Source organism: Frateuria sp. GZRe12, assembly GCF_051900535.1.
Lineage (GTDB): Bacteria > Pseudomonadota > Gammaproteobacteria > Xanthomonadales > Rhodanobacteraceae > Frateuria_A.
In genome coordinates this window covers 261,657-279,402 of record NZ_JBHZGI010000004.1, presented here as the reverse complement: position 1 = coordinate 279,402, position 17,746 = coordinate 261,657, and the positions used below count along the sequence as shown (strand labels likewise).

18 protein-coding genes are annotated in these 17,746 nt (G+C 68.3%); 8 read left to right on the top strand and 10 right to left on the bottom strand.

Going from position 1 to position 17,746, the window contains the following annotated elements; translation table 11 throughout:
- Positions 1-4: 4 nt before the first annotated feature.
- The 8 genes from ACFWZ4_RS11685 to ACFWZ4_RS11650 all read right to left on the bottom strand — a co-directional run bounded on the left by ACFWZ4_RS11685 (position 5) and on the right by ACFWZ4_RS11650 (position 5,763).
- The gene (locus tag ACFWZ4_RS11685) at positions 5-640 is read right to left on the bottom strand and encodes a LysE family translocator (RefSeq protein ID WP_439704847.1); all 636 of its coding nucleotides are present in this window, start codon (positions 638-640) and stop codon (positions 5-7) included.
- Positions 640-1,257, bottom strand: coding sequence for a 1-acyl-sn-glycerol-3-phosphate acyltransferase (locus ACFWZ4_RS11680; RefSeq protein ID WP_439704846.1), 618 nt, complete (start codon positions 1,255-1,257; stop codon positions 640-642). Before ACFWZ4_RS11680 ends, ACFWZ4_RS11685 begins: the two co-directional genes overlap by 1 nt.
- Entirely contained in the window at positions 1,254-1,676 is a 423-nt protein-coding gene (gene arfB, locus ACFWZ4_RS11675; RefSeq protein ID WP_439704845.1) for an alternative ribosome rescue aminoacyl-tRNA hydrolase ArfB, read from the bottom strand. Before arfB ends, ACFWZ4_RS11680 begins: the two co-directional genes overlap by 4 nt.
- A gap of 73 nt (positions 1,677-1,749) precedes the next feature.
- The gene (locus ACFWZ4_RS11670; protein ID WP_439704844.1) at positions 1,750-2,448 is read right to left on the bottom strand and encodes a pseudouridine synthase; all 699 of its coding nucleotides are present in this window, start codon (positions 2,446-2,448) and stop codon (positions 1,750-1,752) included.
- Positions 2,449-2,629: 181 nt separating this feature from the next.
- Positions 2,630-4,276 carry a ubiquinone biosynthesis regulatory protein kinase UbiB gene (ubiB, locus tag ACFWZ4_RS11665; RefSeq protein WP_439704843.1) on the bottom strand — a complete coding sequence of 549 codons (1,647 nt, stop codon included), beginning with the start codon at positions 4,274-4,276 and terminating at the stop codon, positions 2,630-2,632.
- Complete coding sequence (locus ACFWZ4_RS11660; protein ID WP_439704842.1) at positions 4,273-4,923, bottom strand: ubiquinone biosynthesis accessory factor UbiJ; 651 nt, start codon at positions 4,921-4,923, stop codon at positions 4,273-4,275. Before ACFWZ4_RS11660 ends, ubiB begins: the two co-directional genes overlap by 4 nt.
- A gap of 110 nt (positions 4,924-5,033) precedes the next feature.
- Positions 5,034-5,498 carry a tRNA (cytidine(34)-2'-O)-methyltransferase gene (locus tag ACFWZ4_RS11655; RefSeq protein WP_439704841.1) on the bottom strand — a complete coding sequence of 155 codons (465 nt, stop codon included), beginning with the start codon at positions 5,496-5,498 and terminating at the stop codon, positions 5,034-5,036.
- A 58-nt stretch (positions 5,499-5,556) separates the two neighbouring features.
- On the bottom strand, positions 5,557-5,763 hold the full coding sequence (locus ACFWZ4_RS11650) for a hypothetical protein (protein ID WP_439704840.1): 207 nt from the start codon (positions 5,761-5,763) through the stop codon (positions 5,557-5,559).
- A gap of 249 nt (positions 5,764-6,012) precedes the next feature.
- Here ACFWZ4_RS11650 and ACFWZ4_RS11645 point away from each other — a divergent pair, with 249 nt between their 5' ends.
- The 3 genes from ACFWZ4_RS11645 (at position 6,013) to ACFWZ4_RS11635 (ending at position 11,888) form a co-directional block, all read left to right on the top strand.
- The gene (locus ACFWZ4_RS11645) at positions 6,013-8,871 is read left to right on the top strand and encodes a M16 family metallopeptidase (protein ID WP_439704839.1); all 2,859 of its coding nucleotides are present in this window, start codon (positions 6,013-6,015) and stop codon (positions 8,869-8,871) included.
- 151 nt (positions 8,872-9,022) lie between these two features.
- A complete protein-coding gene (locus ACFWZ4_RS11640; protein ID WP_439704838.1) occupies positions 9,023-9,427 on the top strand; it encodes a DUF4156 domain-containing protein in 405 nt (134 codons plus the stop codon).
- A 226-nt stretch (positions 9,428-9,653) separates the two neighbouring features.
- A complete protein-coding gene (locus tag ACFWZ4_RS11635) occupies positions 9,654-11,888 on the top strand; it encodes an NADP-dependent isocitrate dehydrogenase (RefSeq protein ID WP_439704837.1) in 2,235 nt (744 codons plus the stop codon).
- Between the two features lie 61 nt (positions 11,889-11,949).
- Here the strand turns inward: ACFWZ4_RS11635 and ACFWZ4_RS11630 are convergent, their stop codons facing one another.
- Entirely contained in the window at positions 11,950-12,900 is a 951-nt protein-coding gene (locus ACFWZ4_RS11630) for an aldo/keto reductase (RefSeq protein ID WP_439704836.1), read from the bottom strand.
- Between the two features lie 107 nt (positions 12,901-13,007).
- Positions 13,008-13,181: a hypothetical protein gene (locus ACFWZ4_RS11625; RefSeq protein ID WP_439704835.1), complete on the bottom strand. Its 174-nt coding sequence runs from the start codon at positions 13,179-13,181 to the stop codon at positions 13,008-13,010.
- Between the two features lie 135 nt (positions 13,182-13,316).
- On the opposite strand from ACFWZ4_RS11625, the gene ACFWZ4_RS11620 reads away from it, so the two are divergent.
- The 5 genes from ACFWZ4_RS11620 (at position 13,317) to ACFWZ4_RS11600 (ending at position 17,744) form a co-directional block, all read left to right on the top strand.
- The gene (locus ACFWZ4_RS11620) at positions 13,317-14,231 is read left to right on the top strand and encodes a LysR substrate-binding domain-containing protein (RefSeq protein WP_439704834.1); all 915 of its coding nucleotides are present in this window, start codon (positions 13,317-13,319) and stop codon (positions 14,229-14,231) included.
- A 102-nt stretch (positions 14,232-14,333) separates the two neighbouring features.
- Positions 14,334-15,446: an S-(hydroxymethyl)glutathione dehydrogenase/class III alcohol dehydrogenase gene (locus ACFWZ4_RS11615; protein ID WP_439704833.1), complete on the top strand. Its 1,113-nt coding sequence runs from the start codon at positions 14,334-14,336 to the stop codon at positions 15,444-15,446.
- 184 nt (positions 15,447-15,630) lie between these two features.
- A complete protein-coding gene (locus ACFWZ4_RS11610) occupies positions 15,631-16,293 on the top strand; it encodes an NYN domain-containing protein (RefSeq protein WP_439704832.1) in 663 nt (220 codons plus the stop codon).
- 35 nt (positions 16,294-16,328) lie between these two features.
- On the top strand, positions 16,329-17,207 hold the full coding sequence (locus ACFWZ4_RS11605; protein ID WP_439704831.1) for a class I SAM-dependent methyltransferase: 879 nt from the start codon (positions 16,329-16,331) through the stop codon (positions 17,205-17,207).
- Positions 17,208-17,210: 3 nt separating this feature from the next.
- Positions 17,211-17,744: a pseudouridine synthase gene (locus tag ACFWZ4_RS11600; RefSeq protein ID WP_439704830.1), complete on the top strand. Its 534-nt coding sequence runs from the start codon at positions 17,211-17,213 to the stop codon at positions 17,742-17,744.
- The last annotated feature ends 2 nt before the right edge of the window (positions 17,745-17,746 follow it).

Sequence of the window (17,746 nt, the reverse complement as noted above, 5' to 3'; positions counted from 1 at the left end):
ATGGTCAGGCCTGCCGCTGGAACGCCAGCCGCAGGCCGAAGCCAAGCAGCACCGCGCCACAGAAGCGGTCCATCCAACCGCCCAGGCGCGGGCGGGCCAGCAACAGCCGGTGGATGCGCCCGCCAAGCAGCGCCAGCACCAACGACCAACTCAGGCCCGTGCCGATGAAGCTCACGCCCAACACCAGTAGCGCCAGCTGCGGATGGCCGCCCTGCGGCGCGACGAACTGGGGCAGGAACGCCAGGTAGAACAACGCGACCTTGGGGTTGAGCACGTTGGTCAGCATGCCTTGGCGGAAGGCCGCGCCCATGCCCTGGCCACGGGTCGTGGTGGGTGCGCGCGCGGTGGTGCGCGCGAGGAGCATGCGCAGGCCGATCCACACCAGGTAGGCCGCGCCCAGGTACTTCAGCACGCTGAAAGCCAGCGCGGAAGTCATCAGGATCGCCGACACGCCCAGCACGGCCGCCGCCGTGTGCACCACGCAGCCGGCGTTGATCCCCAGCGCCGCGGCAAAGCCCACCGCGCGTCCTTCGCGCCCGCTGCGGGCAAGGATGTAGAAGGTGTCCAGCCCCGGCGTGAGGTTGAGCGCCAGGCAGGCGAGCAGGAAAGCACCGAAGTGCGCGATACCCAGGGCAGCCATTACACGTCCGGATCCGGCTCGGCTTTTTCGGTATTCCGGTGCTTGCCACGGTAGCCGCGGAACAGCGCACGGATGCGCGCCATGTCGGCTTCCGGATCGTCGGTGGCGTACTGCGGCGTGCCCAGGGTGAAAGTTTTGGTGGGATAGTCCAGGAACACCGGCAGGATCGGCACCTCGGCCTCGCGCGCGATGCGCAGGAAACCGCTCTTCCAGTGCACGACGTGCCTGCGCGTGCCTTCGGGCGTGATGCCCAGCCACATGCGCGGGTGATCGGCGAAGCGGCGCACCATCTGCCCGACCACGTTGAGCGCGGCCTTGCGGTTGATGCCGATCATGCCCAGCGGACGCAGGATCAGCCCGAGCGGACTGTCGAGCACCTCGCGCTTGATCATGACCTTGATGTCCGCGCCCAGCGCGATCTTCATCATCAGCCCCCACACGCCGTCCCAGTAGGACGAGTGCGGCGCGCCGATGATGATCAGCTTCGGGACGTCCGGCAGTTCGCCGAGCAGGCGCCACCCGGACAGGCGCAACAGTCCCCGCATCAGCCAGGGCCAGAAGCGGCTGTCGATCCGCGGCGCCTGGGGCGGCACCGGCGGCAGGATGGACTCGCTCATTCGCCGCTCCAGTCGCGCGAGCGGTTCTGCTTGAGCTTGCCGCGCTGCTGCTTGCCCGCCAGCCGGCGCTCCTTCGAAGCGCGCGTGGGGCGGGTCGCCACGCGCTTCTTCGGCGCCACCAGCGCACCGCGCACGATGTCGGCGAGCCGTTCTCGCGCATCGTCGCGGTTGCGGGCCTGCTCGCGGAAGCGGCGCGCCTGGATCACCAGCACGCCCTCCTCGGTCATGCGACGGTCGCGACGCGAGAGCAGGCGCGCGCGCACCGGCTCCGGCAGCGAGGGCGAGGAAACGACGTCGAAACGCAGCTCCACCGCGCTCTCGGTGCGGTTGACGTGTTGCCCGCCGGGGCCATCCGCGCGCAGGAAGCGCTCGGTCAGCTCGGTATCGGGGAGGGCGAGGGTGCGGCTGATCTGCAGCATCGGCGCAGTTTAGGGGATTGCGGTTGGCGGGCTGAAGCCCACCCGGCGGTGGCGATGACCGGTAGCGCGGGCTTCAGCCCGCCAGCCCCCAGCCGAAACGCTCCAGCATCGCCCGGAACACATCGTCCAGCGGGGCTTCCAGCGCCATTGGCGCGCCGCTGAGCGGATGCGCGAAATGCAGCCGCCAGGCGTGCAGCAGCATGCGATGGCAGCCAAAGTGCTGCTTGAAGAGGCGATTGTGATCGCTGCGCCCGTGCTGGCAATCGCCGATCACCGGATGGTGGAGATGTGCCATGTGCTTGCGGATCTGGCGGAAGCGCCCGGTCTCGGGCTCCGCGAGCACCAGTGCGTAGCGTTGCTGCGGATAACGGCCCAGCGCGATCGGCACTTCGGTCGTGGCCAGGCGCTGGTAGCGCGTACGCGCGTCGCGGCGCGGACCGGTCTCGCGCGAGCCGGGCAGCGGATAGTCGACCACGCCTTCGGCCGGTTCGGGCCAGCCGCGCACCACCGCCAGGTAGTGCTTGTGCACCTCGCGTTCCATGAACTGTTCGCCCAGCGCCGCGGCCACGGCGGCCGAGCGGGCGACCAGCAGCACGCCGCTGGTCGCCCGGTCCAGGCGATGGGCGAGGAGCAGTTCGCCGCCGACCTGCTCGCGCAGCAGGTCGATCAGGAAGGCGTCGGCGGGCCCGATCAGCTTGGAGCGGTGCACGGGCAGACCCGCGGGCTTGTTGACCGCGAGCAGGGCGTCGTCCTGGTAAAGAATCTCGAGCATGTTTCTTCAGGAACTCACGTGTCGGTGATGCTTTGCTGCCGGTGTGGAAGCCTCGAACAACCGCATGCACCCGGCCGGAGCGCGCCTTGCGCGACCGCTCGGGGCGGCCAGGCACGCGGTCGCGCACAGGTGCGCCTTCCAGACGGCACGCCGGCGATGCGAACTTTCCTCCTGCTTCGGCTCAGCGGCGTGCGCTGGTCAGGAAGGCAATCAGGGCGGCGGCCAGGCAGCCGAGTGCGACCCAATCGGAGCCGTCCGGCCCACCGGCGATCCAAAGCAGGGTGGCGCAGCCGAGCAACGCCGTGCCGAACAGCCCGCCGAGCAGCGCACGCCGCCGGCGCAACGCGAGCTCCGCGTGCAGCGCCAGCTCTGCCTGATCGGTCAGTTGCCGCTGCTCGCCGCTGGCCGTCTGGCGCAGTGCATCGCGCACCAGTTCAGGCAGTTGCGGCGCGGCATGCAGCCATTCGGGCAGCCGCTGGCGCACCGCGCGCAATGTGCGCCGCGCGCTGTAGCGCTCGCGCAGGATGCGCTTCAACACCGGATGGGCCACCGCCCAGATGTCGATGTCGGGATCGAGCATGCGCCCGACACCCTCGATGTTGAGCAGGGTCTTCTGCAACAGGATCAGCTGCGGCTGCAGCGTCAGCTCGAAGCGGCGCGCGGTCTGGAACAGCTTGACCACCACCTCGGCCAGCGAGATCTGCGCCAGCGGGCGGGTAAAATAGGGCTCGCACACCGTGCGCACCGCCGCCTCCAGCTCGTCCAGCCGCACCGTCGCGGGCATCCAGCCGGCGGCCACGTGGAGTTGGGCGATCCGCGCGTAATCGCGTTCGAACAGGGCGATGAAGTTCTGCGCCAGCCAGTACTGGTCGGCCTCGGGCAGCGAACCCATGATGCCGAAGTCCAGCGCCACGAACCGTGGCTCCTCGCGCCGTTCCAGGTCGACCCAGATGTTTCCCGGGTGCGCGTCGGCGTGGAAGAAGTTGTCGCGGAACACCTGCTCGTAGAACACCCGCACGCCCTTGGCGGCCAGCGCCTTGCGGTCGATGCCGGCGGCATCGATGGCCGCCACGTCATCCGCGCTGACGCCATGCACACGCTCGAGCGTGAGCACGCGTTCGGAGGTGAAGTCCCAATGGACGGCGGGCACGTAGAGATCCACGCCGCTTTCGAAGTTGCGCTTGAGCAGGCTGGCGCTGGCGCCTTCGCGCTGCAGGTCCAGCTCGTTGGCCAGCATCTTCTCGACCTCGGCGACGACATCGAGCGGACGGATCTTGTCGGCGTTCGGGTGCCAGCGCTGCGCCAGTTCGCCCAGCGAGCGCATCAGCGCCACGTCGCGGGCGATCTTCGCCTGGATGCCCGGCCGCAGTACCTTGACCACCACCTCCGCACCATCGTGCAGTGTGGCAGCGTGCACCTGGGCGATCGATGCGGAAGCGAGCGGTACTTCGTCGAAATGGGCGTACAGACGTCCAATCGTGGCCTTCAACTCGTGCTCGACGATGGCGCGCGCCTCGGCGCCGGGGAACGGCGGCACCTGGTCTTGCAGCTCGGCCAGCTCGTCGGCGATGTCGGCGGGAATGAGATCGCGCCGGGTCGACAGCACCTGGCCGGCCTTGACGAAGATCGGACCCAGCTCGGTCAGCGCCATGCGCAATCGCGCGCCACGCGGCAGCTCGCGCGCGCCGGGGCGCGTGCGTGCCAAAAGCGGGCGCAGCAGCTTGAGCGGGCGGTACAGGTGCGCCGCGTCGACCAGCTCGTCCAGCCGCCAGGCGAGCAGCACCGAGGCGACGCGCAGCGCACCCGGCAATACCTTGAGCGGCGTCATGCGCGCGGCCCCGACGTGCGCTGGCGCAGGCGCGCCAGGCGGGCTTCCAGGCGTTCGGCGCGCTCGCGCAGGGCATCCACGCCGTCGAGAAAATCGTCCACTTCGCCCAATGCCGGGGTCAGCCGTGCTTCGTCGCGCAGCCAGTCGGCGCCGTCTTCGGTGAAATGCCGCGCGCCCTCTCGCGCATGCCGCAGACCCTTGGTGATCGCCTGGGCGAGCGGCACGCCGAGCACGTCGCCGAAGCTGCGCGCGAAGGCCTCCTCGAAATCCGGCTGGAAGGCGCTGGCGAGCTTCTCCAGCCGGCGCGCGAGATCGGCGTCGCCGGCGATCTCCACCTTGCCCGGTGAAACGCCTTCGTCGCCGCGGCGCAGCGCCATGGCCAGCAGGCTGCCGGGGCTCGCCGCCACGCGCAAATGGCTCATGTCCTGCGGCGGGCCGACCTTCAGGCGCTCGCCCTCCACCATCACGCTGAGCGCGAGCTCCGGTCCGCGCAGATGCAGCTGGATGCTGCGGCCCGCCAGCGCGGCGAGCTTCTGCTGCGTGTCCGGATCGAGCGAGAGCGTGTGGTTGAGCGCGGTTTCCAGCGCGCGGCCGGCGAGCTTGCGCAGCGGCTGCGGGAGCCAGGCGTTCGGGATGGGGACGTTCATCCGACGATTGTAGCGGGCGGGGCCGATCCGGTTCCTGTCGGACCGCGCTTGGGTGCGACCGCGGTGTCCGATCGCGGGGTTGGCGATGGCGGACGCGCGCCGGGTCGGCGCTACACCGATCCTGCGAATCCCAGCTGACGCCAGGCCTCGTAGACCGCGACCGCCACGCTGTTGGACAGGTTGAGGCTGCGGCTTTCCGGGCGCATCGGCAGGCGCAGGCGCTGATCGGGCGGAATGGCGTCCAGCACCTCATCCGGAAGGCCGGCGGTTTCGCAGCCGAACAGCAGCGCGTCGCCTTCGCTGTAGCGGGCATCCACGTGGGCCAGGCGGCCGCGGGTGGAGTAGGCGAACACGCGCGGCTCGCCGAGCGCGGCCAGGCAGGTGGGCAGGTCGTCGTGCACCGTGACGCGGGCGTACTCGTGGTAGTCCAGCCCGGCGCGGCGCAGGCGGGCGTCGTCCAGTTCGAAGCCGAGCGGGCGGATCAGGTGCAGCGAGGCGCCGGTGTTGGCGCACAGGCGGATGGCATTGCCGGTGTTCGGCGGGATCTCGGGACGGAAGAGGATGACATGCAGCATCCGCCCATTATCCGCTGCGCGGCCCGTCGATGGGCCGGCGGTCGATCGCTTCGAATGCTCAGCTTTCCACGCGCGGGCAAACGACGCCGTCGGGCGGTAGCATGCAGGCGCCTGGCACGGCCAGCGTCACGCCGAGCGCGGCACCGTCGCCGGCGCCGGCCAGTTGCACCGGACCGGGCATGAACAACATCGAGGCCATGATCCAGCCGCATACCAGCAGGCAGGCGGCGAACAGGCTGCGCAGCAACAGGGTTTCGAATTTCATGGCGGCGTTCCTTGGACAGGGGGTGGGATCCTTGCCCACGTAGTGGCAAGGCTCGTGCCAGCCGCGATGGATCGCTAAAGCGTTGATCCATATAGGCGTCCTGGCGATGCGACGAGCCGCGCGGGTTGTCCGCGGACACTGCGAGGTCCGTGGGCGGACACCATCCGGACAGCCATGGCCTTTGTCGCTTGTGCTGGTTTGCCCCGGACCGATAGCCTCGGTCCTCTTTCGTGAGACAGGAGGTTCACCGTGGCAAAGCGTTCCCCACCCAAGACCGTGCTGGCGCTGATCGCCGCCAGCCTGCTGGCTGGACCGGCCCTGCTGCCGGCGCAGGCCGCCGATGCGCCGGCCGCCCAGGCGCAAAAGATCCCCGAGCTGAAGTACGAGCGCTTCACCCTGCCCAACGGGCTGACGGTGGTGGTGCACGAGGATCACAAGGCGCCTGTGGTGGCGGTGAGCGTGTGGTACCACGTGGGCTCCTCCTACGAACCGAAGGGCAAGACCGGCTTCGCGCACCTGTTCGAACACCTGATGTTCCAGGGCTCGGAGAACCACAAGGACGAGTATTTCAAGCCGTTCGAGCTGGCCGGCGCCACCGACCAGAACGGCACCACCTGGCTCGATCGCACCAATTACTTCGAGACGGTGCCCACCACCGCGCTGGACATGGCGCTATGGATGGAATCGGATCGCATGGGCCACCTGCTCGGCGCGATCGGCCAGAAGGAGCTGGACGAGCAGCGCGGCGTGGTGCAGAACGAGAAGCGCCAGGGCGAGAACGAGCCCTACGGCCGAGTCAGCGAGCTGATCCAGGCCGAGGCCTTTCCGGCCAACCATCCCTACCATCACGACACCATCGGCTCGATGGCCGACTTGAACGCCGCCTCGCTCGGCGACGTCAAGCAGTGGTTCAAGGACTATTACGGCGCCGCCAACACAGTGGTGGTGCTGGCCGGCGATATCACGCCGGCGCAGGCGAAGCAGAAGATGCTCAAGTACTTCGGCGACATCGGCGCTGGCCCGGCCGTGCCGCGACCGCAGGTGTGGGTGACACCGCGCGGGAAGTCCACCCGCGGCACGATGACCGACAACGTCGCCCAGGCGCGCATCTACCGCGAGTGGAACGTGCCTTCGCGCAACGACGTCGAGCTCAACCAGCTGCAGCTGGCCGCCGCGGTGCTCGGCGGCGGCAAGACCTCGCGTCTTTACCAGCGCCTGGTCTACAAGGACAAGCTCGCCGACGACGTTTCGGTCGACATCGAGCAGCACGTGCTGGCCAGCCTGTTCGAGCTGCAGGTGGACGTGAAGAAGGGCGCCGACCCGGCGAAGGTCGAGGCCGCCGTGGCCGACGAGTGGGCCAGGTTCCTCAAGGATGGTCCGACCGCCGATGAGCTCGAGCGCGTCAAGACCGGCATCCGCGCGGCGTTCGTGCGCGGCCTGGAGCGGGTCAACACGCAGGCTTCGATCCTGGCCGAGGGCCAGCTCTACCAGGGTGACCCCGGTTCCTACCTGATGGATTTCGACGCGCTGATGGCAGCTACCCCGACCAGCGTCAAGGCCTCGGCCAACCGCTGGATCGCCAAGGGCGACTACACCCTCACCGTCGCGCCCGGCAAGGTCGAGGACACCGACTTCGCCACCTATGCCGGCCGCCCCGCACAGCCGGGCAAGCCGATGGACGAGCTGTCGGCCAAGGGCGAATACACCACCGTCAAGAGCCCGGTGGACCGTGCCAAGGGCGTGCCCGAGGTGACCCAGTTCCCCAGCCTCACCTTCCCGACCCTGCAGCACGGCAAGCTCGCCAACGGCATCGAAGTCACTCTGGCCGAGCGCCACGAAGTACCGGCGACGCAAGTGCAACTGCTGTTCGACGCCGGTTACGCCGCCGACCAGGGTCGCAAGCTGGGCACCTCCAGCTTCACGATGGCGATGCTCGATGAGGGTACCAAGGATCTCGATTCGGTCGAGATCGCCAAGCGCGAGCAGCGACTGGGCGCGCAGATCGGCAGCGGCTGCGGGCTGGACTCCTGCAACGTCTCGCTCAATGCATTGAACGACAAGCTCGAGCCGTCGCTTACGCTGTTCGCCGACATCGTGCGCAATCCGGCCTTCCGCACCGGCGACATCTCCCGCCTGCGCGGCCAGTGGCTGGCGCGCATCGCGCAGGAGAAGAGCCAGCCGATCGGCATCGCCCTGCGCACGCTGCCGCCGCTGCTCTACGGCGAAGGCCATGCCTACGCGATTCCGTTCACCGGCTCGGGCACCGTCACGTCGATCACCGCGCTCGACGCCAATGACATGCGCCGTTTCATGGGCGACTTCATTCGTCCTGACAACGTCAAGATCCTGGTCGCCGGCGACACCACGCTGGACGCGGTCATCCCGCAGTTGGACAAGGTGTTCGGCGACTGGAAGCCGGGCGCGGGCAAGGTGCCGGCCAAGAACCTCGCCAAGGTGGCGGCGCCCGGCACCTCGCGCGTCTACCTGATCGACCGCCCCGGCGCGCAGCAGAGCCTGATTCTGGCCGGCGGCCTGGCACCTTCGACCAAGGTCGACAACAACCTGGCGATCGAGACCATGAACGGCGCGTTCGGCGGCACCTTCACCTCGCGCCTGAACATGAACCTGCGCGAGGACAAGCACTGGGCGTATGGCGCCTACAGCTTCATGCCCGACGCACTCGGCCAGCGACCGTTCCTGATGTACGCGCCGGTGCAGACCGACAAGACCGCGCCGTCCGCGCAGGAGATCCTCTCCGAGGCGCGCGGCGTGGTCGGCAAGCATCCGCTGAGCGCCGAGGAAATCGCCAAGATCAAGGAGGGCGACGTGCGCAGCCTGCCTGGCGAGTACCAGACCACCTCCGCGGTGATGGATGCGCTGGAGGACATCGCCCTTTACGACCGTCCTGACAACTGGATCCAGACCGAGAAGGCGCGCATCCAGGCGCTGACGGATCCGCAGGTGCAGGCGACCGCCAACGAGGTGATCCATCCGGATCACCTGACTTGGGTGATCGTCGGCGACCTCAAGAAGATCGAGGCACCCGTGCGTGCGCTGAAGCTGGGCAAGGTGCAGGTGCTCGACGCCGACGGCAAGCCGGTGAAGTAAGGCGGCACGATCCCGCCCATCCGGTTTCCACGGGACGGATGGGCGGGAGCTTTCCTGCACGCAGGCAAACGGTGTGGCGCCACTTCGTGTCCGCCGTCCGCGCTCCACGCTACGATGGCGTTCGTCCCAGCTTTCCCTCCGGAGCCCCTTCATGCGCAAGACCCCGCTGCTGCTCGTCCCCGTCCTGCTCCTCGGCGCCTGCACCTGGGGCATCACCCTCAACGACGCGGGCAAGCAGGTGCGCACGGCCTGGAACGGTGACGTCTCGCAGTGCCGCGACCTGGGCAAGGTCACCGTCTCGGTGATGGAACGCGTCGGCCCGGTCGACCGCAACGACATCAAGGTGCGCGACGAACTGGAAGTGATGGCCCGCAACGAAGCGGCCAAGATGAGTGCCGACACGGTCAAGCCGTTGGGCGAGCCGGTCGATGGCGAACAGGCTTGGGGCGCCTACCAGTGCGGCAGCGCGCGTCCGGCCCCGACCACGCAGCCGGCCACGCAGCAGCCGGCGCCCACCGCCAGCGGCGTGCAGACCTATCCGATCCAGGGCAGCTGACCGTCCGTCGCGCCTGTGCCTCGGCCATGCCGGGGCGTTCCATGCATAGCCGCGAACGCACCCGCGCCTGACGCGCGGGTGCCTGCTTTCCATGCGCCCGCGTACGCCCGTGCGATAGCCAGCGCGCGCCGTTCGGGCGAAAATGGCGGTCTTGTCTTTCTTCGCGGCGCGGCCTCGGCCCTGCCGCGCTTCCCCGCATGCCTTTGCACGAGAGGTCACGCAGACGATGTCCCAGGCTCCCAAGATTCTCTACACGCTGACCGACGAAGCGCCGTTCCTGGCCACCCAGTCGCTGCTGCCGATCGTCGAGGCGTTCGCGCACACCGCAGGCATCGACGTGGAAACCCGCGACATCTCGCTGGCCGGGCGCATCCTCTCGCAGTTCCCCGAATACCTGAAGGAAGACCAGCGCATCGCCGACGACCTGGCCGAGCTCGGCCAGCTGGCCACCACGCCGGACGCCAACATCATCAAGCTGCCCAACATCAGCGCCTCGGTGCCGCAGCTTAAAAGCGCGATCAAGGAGCTGCAGCGCCAAGGTTACGCCCTGCCGGACTATCCCGACGAGGTCCATGGCGACGTCGAGCAGTACAACATCAAGGCGCGCTATGACAAGGTCAAAGGCAGCGCGGTCAACCCGGTGCTGCGCGAAGGCAATTCCGACCGCCGCGCCCCGGCGTCGGTGAAGAGCTACGCGCGCAAGCATCCGCACAAGATGGGCAAGTGGAGCGCCGACTCGAAGACCCGTGTGGCGTACATGGACGGCGGCGATTTCTACGGTTCCGAAAAGTCGGCCACGATGGACAAGGCCGGCGCCCTGAAGATCGAGCTGGTCGGCAAGGACGGCGCCGCCACGGTGCTCAAGGAAAAGGTCGCCGTGCAGGCCGGTGAAGTCGTCGATGCGGCGGTGATGAGCCGCGCCGCGCTGGCGCGCTTCGTCGACGGCGCGATCGCCGACGCCAAGGCAGGCGGCGTCCTGTTCTCGCTGCACCTGAAGGCCACCATGATGAAGGTCTCCGACCCGATCATGTTCGGCGTGGTGGTGCGCGAGTTCTACAAGGACGTGCTCGCGAAATACGCCGCCGAGCTCAAGCAGGTCGGTTTCGACGCCAACAACGGCATCGGCGATCTCTACGCGCGCCTGTCCCAGCTGCCCGAAGACAGGCAGGCGGCGATCAAGGCCGACATCCAGGCCGAGTACGCGAAGCGTCCGGCGCTGGCGATGGTCAACTCCGACAAGGGCATCACCAACCTGCACGTGCCGTCCGACGTGATCGTCGACGCCTCGATGCCGGCGATGATCCGTGACTCGGGCAGGATGTGGAACGCCAGGGGCGAGCTCCAGGACACCCTTGCGCTGATCCCCGACCGCAGCTACGCCGGCATCTATCAGGCCGTGATCGCGGACTGCAAGGTGCACGGTGCGTTCGATCCGGCCAGCATGGGCTCGGTGCCCAACGTCGGCCTGATGGCGCAGAAGGCCGAGGAATACGGCTCGCACGACAAAACCTTCCAGATCGCCGCCGACGGCACCGTGCGCGTGACCGACCAGGATGGCCACGCGGTGTTCGAGCATGCGGTCGAAGCCGGCGACATCTGGCGCATGTGCGAAACCCGCGACGCGCCGATCCAGGACTGGGTCAAGCTGGCGGTCACCCGCGCGCGCCTCTCCGGCACGCCGGCGGTGTTCTGGCTGGATCCTGCGCGTGCGCACGACGCGCAAGTCATCGCCAAGGTCGAGCGCTACCTAAAGGACCACGACACCGCCGGCCTGGACATCCGTATCCTGTCGCCGGTCGAGGCCATGCGCGTCTCGCTGGAGCGCATCCGCAAGGGCCAGGACACCATTTCGGTGACCGGCAACGTGCTGCGCGACTACCTCACGGACCTGTTCCCGATCATGGAGCTGGGCACCAGCGCCAAGATGCTCTCGATCGTGCCGCTGATGGCCGGCGGCGGCCTGTTCGAGACCGGCGCCGGCGGCTCCGCGCCCAAGCACGTGCAGCAGTTCGTCGAAGAGGACTACCTGCGCTGGGATTCGCTGGGCGAGTTCCTCGCGTTGGCCGCCTCGTTCGAGCATTTGGCCGAGCGCTATGGCAACCAGCGCGCCGCCGTGCTGGCCAAAGCGCTGGACGAGGCCAACGGCAAGATCCTGGACAACAACAAGTCGCCCGCGCGCAAGGTCGGCGAGCTCGACAACCGCGGTAGCCACTTCTACCTGGCGCTGTACTGGGCGCAGGCGCTGGCCGCGCAGGACGAGGATGCCGGACTGAAGGCCACCTTCGCGCCGCTGGCCAGAACCCTGGCGGACAACGAGGCGACCATCGTGGCCGAGTTGAACGGCGCGCAGGGCAAAGCCGTGGACATCGGCGGCTACTACCACCCCGACCTGGCGCGCACGAGCGCGGCGATGCGACCGAGCAAAACCTTCAACGACGCGCTGGCGATGCTGGAAGGCTAAACAAAAAGGGCGCCCCGGGGCGCCCTTTTTTTGCGGTCGCACCGAGTCGCGTCCACGACGGCTAGGTTTCGGCACTCGCCCGATCCAGCACCGCGATCTCATCCGGCGCCAGCGCGAGTTTCACCGCGCCCAGCAGCTCGTGCAATTGTTCCACGCTGGTGGCGCTGGCGATCGGCGCGGTGAGCCCGGGTCGGGCGATCAGCCAGGCCAGCGCGACCTGCGCGGGCGTGGCCTGGTGGCTGGCGGCGACGCGGTCGAGGGCGTCGAGGATGCCCAGCCCGCGGGGGTCCAGGTATTTGCGCACGCCGTTCCCACGCGCGCGACTCTTGGCCAGATCCGCCTCGCTGCGGTATTTGCCGGAAAGGAAACCGCTGGCCAGCGCGTAGTAGCTGATCACGCCGACCTGCTCGCGCCGGATCAGCGGCTCCAGCTCGCGCTCGTAGCCGGCACGGCGCAGCAGGTTGTATTCCGGCTGTAGCGATTCGTAGCGGGGCAGCCCGTGTTCGGCCGAGACCTTCAGCGCTTCGGCAAAGCGGTCGGCGGTGTAGTTGGAGGCGCCGATGACGCGCACCTTGCCCTGTTCGATCAGCCGTCCGAACGCGCCCAGCGTCTCGCTCAGCGGTATCGAGGCGTCATCCTCGTGCGCCTGGTAGAGGTCGATGCAGTCGACCTGCAGGCGTCGCAACGAGCCTTCGACCGCTTGCTGGATATTGACCGGTGACAGGCCCGGTTGTTCGGCCCACTTGGCCACCTTGGTGGCGATGACCACCTGGTCGCGCTTGCCGCTGGCCTTGAGCCAGCGGCCGATGATGGTTTCCGATTCGCCGCCGCGGTTGCCCGGCACCCAGGCCGGATAGACATCCGCGGTGTCGATCAGGTTGAAGCCGGCGCCGATGAAGGCATCGAGCAACTCGAAGGAGCGCTTCTCGTCCGCGCTCCAGCCAAACACGTTGCCACCAAAGGCGAACGGGGCGATGGAAAGTGGCGAGCGGCCGAGCGGGCGCAATTGCATGGAAATTTCTCCGGGGACGGGAATTCCCATGAAATGGAGCGGAGCTGCGAGGGAATCAACTGCAGGAGCGCTCCTGCAGTCCGGCTCGTGGCGGTCGGGCGCCGTGATCAGCTGATCAACGCAGCACGCAGTGCGTCGCGCCAGCGCAGCATCGGCGGCACCGGTTTCACGACCGGGGCCGTGCGGCGACCGCGTGTCTCGCGCGCGTCCTCGCGCCAGCGCAGGTCGGTGGGCAGGGCGTGGCCATGCAGGTACAGCAACTGCTTCCAGAACGGTTTCACGGGAACCTCCGGGGGGGATGTGTTGCCTTGGGGTGTGCTCAAGGTACGTCGCCGTCGGCCCGCCAAAAAGCGATATATTCGCAAGCCAGCCTTGAGCGCATTTCAAGGCTCAACTTGCACTGGGAGGCCGACCTCGTGAGCCATGTTCCGCTTGGTCTGTTGCAACAGTTCGTGCGGGTGGCCCGCGTGGGCAACCTGTCGCGCGCGGCGGTGCAGGCCAACCTCACCGTCAGTGCGCTGAGCCACCAGATCCGCCAGCTGGAAGATCGCCTCGGCCGCCGCCTGTTCGAGCGCGGCCCGCGCGGCGTCACGCTCACCACCGAGGGCTGCGGCTTGCTCGAGGCGGTGGGCGAGCACTTCGATGGCATCGACCACGCGCTGGCGCGCTATCGCGAGCGGCGGCACGACTCGCTCACGCTGAGCGCAAGCTCGGGAATCATGTCCAGCTGGCTGGTGCCGAGGCTGCCCGGGCTGGTCGCCGCGCACCCGGAACTGGAACTCAACCTGCAGTCGGGCACCACGTTGGTGGATTTCGAGCGCGAGCCGGTCGACGCCGCGTTGCGCTACGGCCGCGGCCAGTGGACGGGGCTCACCAGCGAACGGCTGTTCGGCGAGTGGCTGGCGCCGGTGGCCACGCCCGAGCTGATCGCGCGCATGGGCGGGGCCGATCCACACCAGCTCGGCGACTGGCCGTTGCTGGGCGATCCGGGCGACCGCTGGCGCGAATGGTTCGCGGAGGTGAGCGGCACGCCACCCAAGCGCTACGTGGCGCATTTCGACAGCACCGACGCGTTGCGCCACGCGGCGCTGGAGGGCCTGGGCGTGGGGCTGGGACGGATGGTCAGCTCGCGCTCGCTGATCGACGCCGGCCGGCTGGTGGTGCTGGGCGACCGTTACCTGCCGATCCAGGAGGCCTACTGGCTGGTCTATCCGCCGCGCTCGGAGGAGCACCGCGGCCTGCAGGTGTTCCGCGAATGGCTGCTCGGCGAGGCCGAGGCGTACTGCACGCAGATGCCGCGGCTGCGCGAGGTCAAGCCCGCGAAGGCCTGACCTGCAGGAGCAAAGTTCACGCGCGCAGCACCGCTGCTCCCGGGTTTCTTCGAGGGCCGGCGCGCGGCATCATCTCAGGTTTCCGCCCGCCTGGAGCCGCCCATGAAATCCCGTGCCGCCGTCGCCTGGCAGGCAGGCAAGCCACTGTCGATCGAGGACGTGGAGGTGGCCGGTCCGAAGGCCGGCGAAGTGCTGGTGCGCATCGTTGCCACCGGCGTCTGTCACACCGATGCGTTCACCCTCTCCGGCGCCGATCCGGAGGGCCTGTTCCCGGCGATCCTGGGCCACGAGGGCGGCGGCATCGTGGAAGAGGTGGGCGAGGGCGTGACCACGCTGGCCGTGGGTGACCACGTCATCCCGCTGTACACGCCCGAGTGCGGCACCTGCGAATACTGCCGCTCGGGCAAGACCAACCTCTGCCAGCGCATCCGCGCCACCCAGGGCCAGGGGCTGATGCCCGACGGCACGTCCCGGTTCTCCAAAAACGGCCGGATGATCCATCACTACATGGGCACCAGCACCTTCAGCGAATACACGGTGCTGCCCGAGATCGCCGTGGCGAAGATCAACAAGGCCGCGCCGCTGGAGAAGGTCTGCCTGCTCGGCTGCGGCATCACCACCGGCATCGGCGCGGTGCTCAACACCGCCAAGGTCGAGCCGGGCGCGAGCGTGGCAGTGTTCGGGCTGGGCGGTATCGGGCTGTCGGTAGTGCAGGGCGCGGTGATGGCGAAGGCCGGGCGGATCGTTGTGGTAGATACCAATCCGTCCAAGTTCGCGATGGCGAAACTGCTGGGCGCCACCGATTGCGTCAATCCGAAGGACTACCCCGACATGCCGATCCAGCAGGCGATCGTGGAGCTCACCGGCGGCGGCGTGGACTATTCGTTCGAGTGCATCGGCAACGTGGACGTGATGCGCGCGGCGCTGGAGTGCTGCCACAAGGGCTGGGGCGAGTCGATCATCATCGGCGTGGCCGGCGCCGGGCAGGAGATCCGCACGCGGCCGTTCCAGCTGGTGACCGGGCGCGTGTGGCGCGGCTCGGCGTTCGGCGGGGTCAAGGGCCGCTCGCAACTGCCAGGCTACGTCGAGCGCTACCTGGCGGGCGAGATCAGGATCGACGAGATGGTCAGCCAGGAGCTGCCCCTCGAACGGATCAACGAGGCGTTCGATGCCATGCACGAAGGCCGCGTGATCCGCTCGGTGGTCCGCTACTGACCTGCTTCCCTTCCCCGCTCGCGGGAAGGTGCCCGAAGGGCGGACGGGGAAGCCTCGAAGGGGTCGGTTTGGGCTTTCCGCCAGGGTCAACTGTCGCACCACCCGGCATTCGCGGGGGAAGGCCCGCGACCTGGCGCTCGGCTAGAATGCGCGCGCCTCCCCGGCACTCCCCCAAAGGATCCCCATGCAACGCACCGCCATCCTCGTCGACGGCGCCTTCTTCCTTGCCCGTTACCGCAAGGTCTGGGGCGAGCGCGATGCCAATGACGCACGCACCGTGGCCAAGACTGTGTTCGGCATGGCGCTGGAACACCTCAAGGCGCTGGATCGTCCGCGCGAGTCGATGTACCGGATTTTCTTCTACGACTGCCCGCCGCTGGAAAAGGTGCTGGTGCGCCCGCTCAGCGGCGAGGCAGTGGACTTCTCGCGCACCGGCGCGGCAGCGTTCCGCCGCGAGCTCCACGACCAGCTGCGGCGCCAGCGCAAGATGGCGCTCAGGCTCGGTCGGCTGGCCGAGCGCGGCGAATGGAAACTCCGGTTCACTGCCTACCAGCAGCTGCGCGAGGGCACCCTGGCGTGGGAGGATCTGGGCGACGAGCACTTCGAGCCGGACATGCGCCAGACCCAGGTGGACATGAAGATCGGCATCGATATCGCCGCGCTTACCTACAAGAAACTGGTCGACCAGATCATCCTGGTCGCCGGCGACGCGGATTTCATCCCGGCGGCCAAGCTCGCCCGCTACGAGGGCATCGACTTCATCCTCGACCCGATGTGGCAGGGTATAGCCCCGGACCTGCACGAGCACATCGACGGATTGCAGTCGGTCTGCCCGCGCCCATTCTGAAGCATTCGCCCCACGCATGGCCGTAAGGAGACACGATGAAGAGCCTGCTGCTTTGTAGCTTCTGCACCGCCGCGCTGATGGCCCTGCCGGCCATTGCGCAGGACCAGCCCGCCGACGCGCTGGTACCGCCGACCAGCGCCAGTGACTACACCGCCACCCAGCTGGACCAGGTCATCGGCGGCGACTGGCGTCCGGCCGACCAGCGCGCGCGCGACACGTATCGCCACCCGAAGGAGACGCTGACGTTCTTCGAGTTGCGTCCGGACCAGACGGTGATCGAGATCACCCCGGGCGGCGGCTGGTACGCGCAGATCCTGGCGCCGCTGCTGCGCGACAACGGTCATTACATTGCCGCCGAAAAGCAGCCGTCCGCCGATGAGGAGGCGCGCAGCGACGACAGCGCATTGCGCAAACTCTTCGCCGCGCACCCGGCACAGTTCGGCCAGGCCGCGATAGTGACCTTCGATCCCAAGGCGCCGGTGGTCGGCCCTCCGGCCTCGGCCGACCGCGTGCTGACCTTCCGCAACGTGCACAACTGGGCGATGGACGGCAGCGCGCAGGCGATGTTCAAGGCCTTCTACACGGTACTCAAGCCCGGCGGCGTGCTTGGTATTGTCGACCATCGCGCCGATGCCGGCGCCTCGCTGGACGAGGTCAAGGGCAGCGGCTACCTGCCGGTGGACTACGTCGTGAAGCTCGCCACCGATGCCGGTTTCGTGCTGGACGGCCGCAGCGAGATCAACGCCAACCCGAAGGACGACCACGACCACCCCAAGGGCGTGTGGACGCTGCCGCCCACGCTGGCGCTGGGCGAGCAGGACAAGGCCAAGTACCTGGCGATCGGCGAATCCGACCGCATGACGCTCCGCTTCGTGAAGCCGGAGGCGCCCGCGCACGCAGCCTCCGCGCCGTGACGGATGCTCGTCGCGCTCAACAAGCCTTATGGCGTGCTGTGCCAGTTTTCCGGTGACGGCAGCCGGCCGACGCTGGCCGGCTTCGTGCGCGAAAAAGACGTCTATCCGGCCGGACGGCTGGATCACGACAGCGAAGGCCTGCTGCTGCTGACTGACGACGGCCGCCTGGCGCACCGGCTGACCGACCCGCGCCACAAGCAATCGAAGACCTACCTGGTGCAGGTGGACGGCGCGATCACCGACGAGGCGATCGCCGCGCTGCGCCGGGGCGTCACGCTCAACGATGGCCTCACCTTGCCGGCCGGTGTCGAACATGCGGCCGAGCCGGACTGGCTGTGGCCGCGCGACCCGCCGGTGCGTTTTCGCAAGACCATCCCCACCAGCTGGCTGAGCATCACCTTGCGCGAGGGTCGCAACCGTCAGGTAAGGCGGATGACGGCGGCGGTCGGCTTTCCGACACTGCGGCTGATCCGCGTGCGCATCGGCGACTGGGCGCTGGACGGCCTGGCGCCGGGTGAAACCCGCCGGCTCTTATAGGT

Excerpts from the sequence above, each read along its gene's own strand:
- ubiB (WP_439704843.1), bottom strand. The coding sequence starts at position 4,276 with ATGACGCCGCTCAAGGTATTGCCGGGTGCGCTGCGCGTCGCCTCGGTG.
- arfB (WP_439704845.1), bottom strand. The coding sequence starts at position 1,676 with ATGCTGCAGATCAGCCGCACCCTCGCCCTCCCCGATACCGAGCTGACC.
- ACFWZ4_RS11610 (WP_439704832.1), top strand. The coding sequence starts at position 15,631 with ATGCAACGCACCGCCATCCTCGTCGACGGCGCCTTCTTCCTTGCCCGT.
- ACFWZ4_RS11655 (WP_439704841.1), bottom strand. The coding sequence starts at position 5,498 with ATGCTGCATGTCATCCTCTTCCGTCCCGAGATCCCGCCGAACACCGGC.
- ACFWZ4_RS11680 (WP_439704846.1), bottom strand. The coding sequence starts at position 1,257 with ATGAGCGAGTCCATCCTGCCGCCGGTGCCGCCCCAGGCGCCGCGGATC.
- ACFWZ4_RS11660 (WP_439704842.1), bottom strand. The coding sequence starts at position 4,923 with ATGAACGTCCCCATCCCGAACGCCTGGCTCCCGCAGCCGCTGCGCAAG.
- ACFWZ4_RS11640 (WP_439704838.1), top strand. The coding sequence starts at position 9,023 with ATGCGCAAGACCCCGCTGCTGCTCGTCCCCGTCCTGCTCCTCGGCGCC.
- ACFWZ4_RS11685 (WP_439704847.1), bottom strand. The coding sequence starts at position 640 with ATGGCTGCCCTGGGTATCGCGCACTTCGGTGCTTTCCTGCTCGCCTGC.
- ACFWZ4_RS11605 (WP_439704831.1), top strand. The coding sequence starts at position 16,329 with ATGAAGAGCCTGCTGCTTTGTAGCTTCTGCACCGCCGCGCTGATGGCC.
- ACFWZ4_RS11650 (WP_439704840.1), bottom strand. The coding sequence starts at position 5,763 with ATGAAATTCGAAACCCTGTTGCTGCGCAGCCTGTTCGCCGCCTGCCTG.
- ACFWZ4_RS11600 (WP_439704830.1), top strand. The coding sequence starts at position 17,211 with ATGCTCGTCGCGCTCAACAAGCCTTATGGCGTGCTGTGCCAGTTTTCC.
- ACFWZ4_RS11670 (WP_439704844.1), bottom strand. The coding sequence starts at position 2,448 with ATGCTCGAGATTCTTTACCAGGACGACGCCCTGCTCGCGGTCAACAAG.
- ACFWZ4_RS11630 (WP_439704836.1), bottom strand. The coding sequence starts at position 12,900 with ATGCAATTGCGCCCGCTCGGCCGCTCGCCACTTTCCATCGCCCCGTTC.
- ACFWZ4_RS11635 (WP_439704837.1), top strand. The coding sequence starts at position 9,654 with ATGTCCCAGGCTCCCAAGATTCTCTACACGCTGACCGACGAAGCGCCG.
- ACFWZ4_RS11615 (WP_439704833.1), top strand. The coding sequence starts at position 14,334 with ATGAAATCCCGTGCCGCCGTCGCCTGGCAGGCAGGCAAGCCACTGTCG.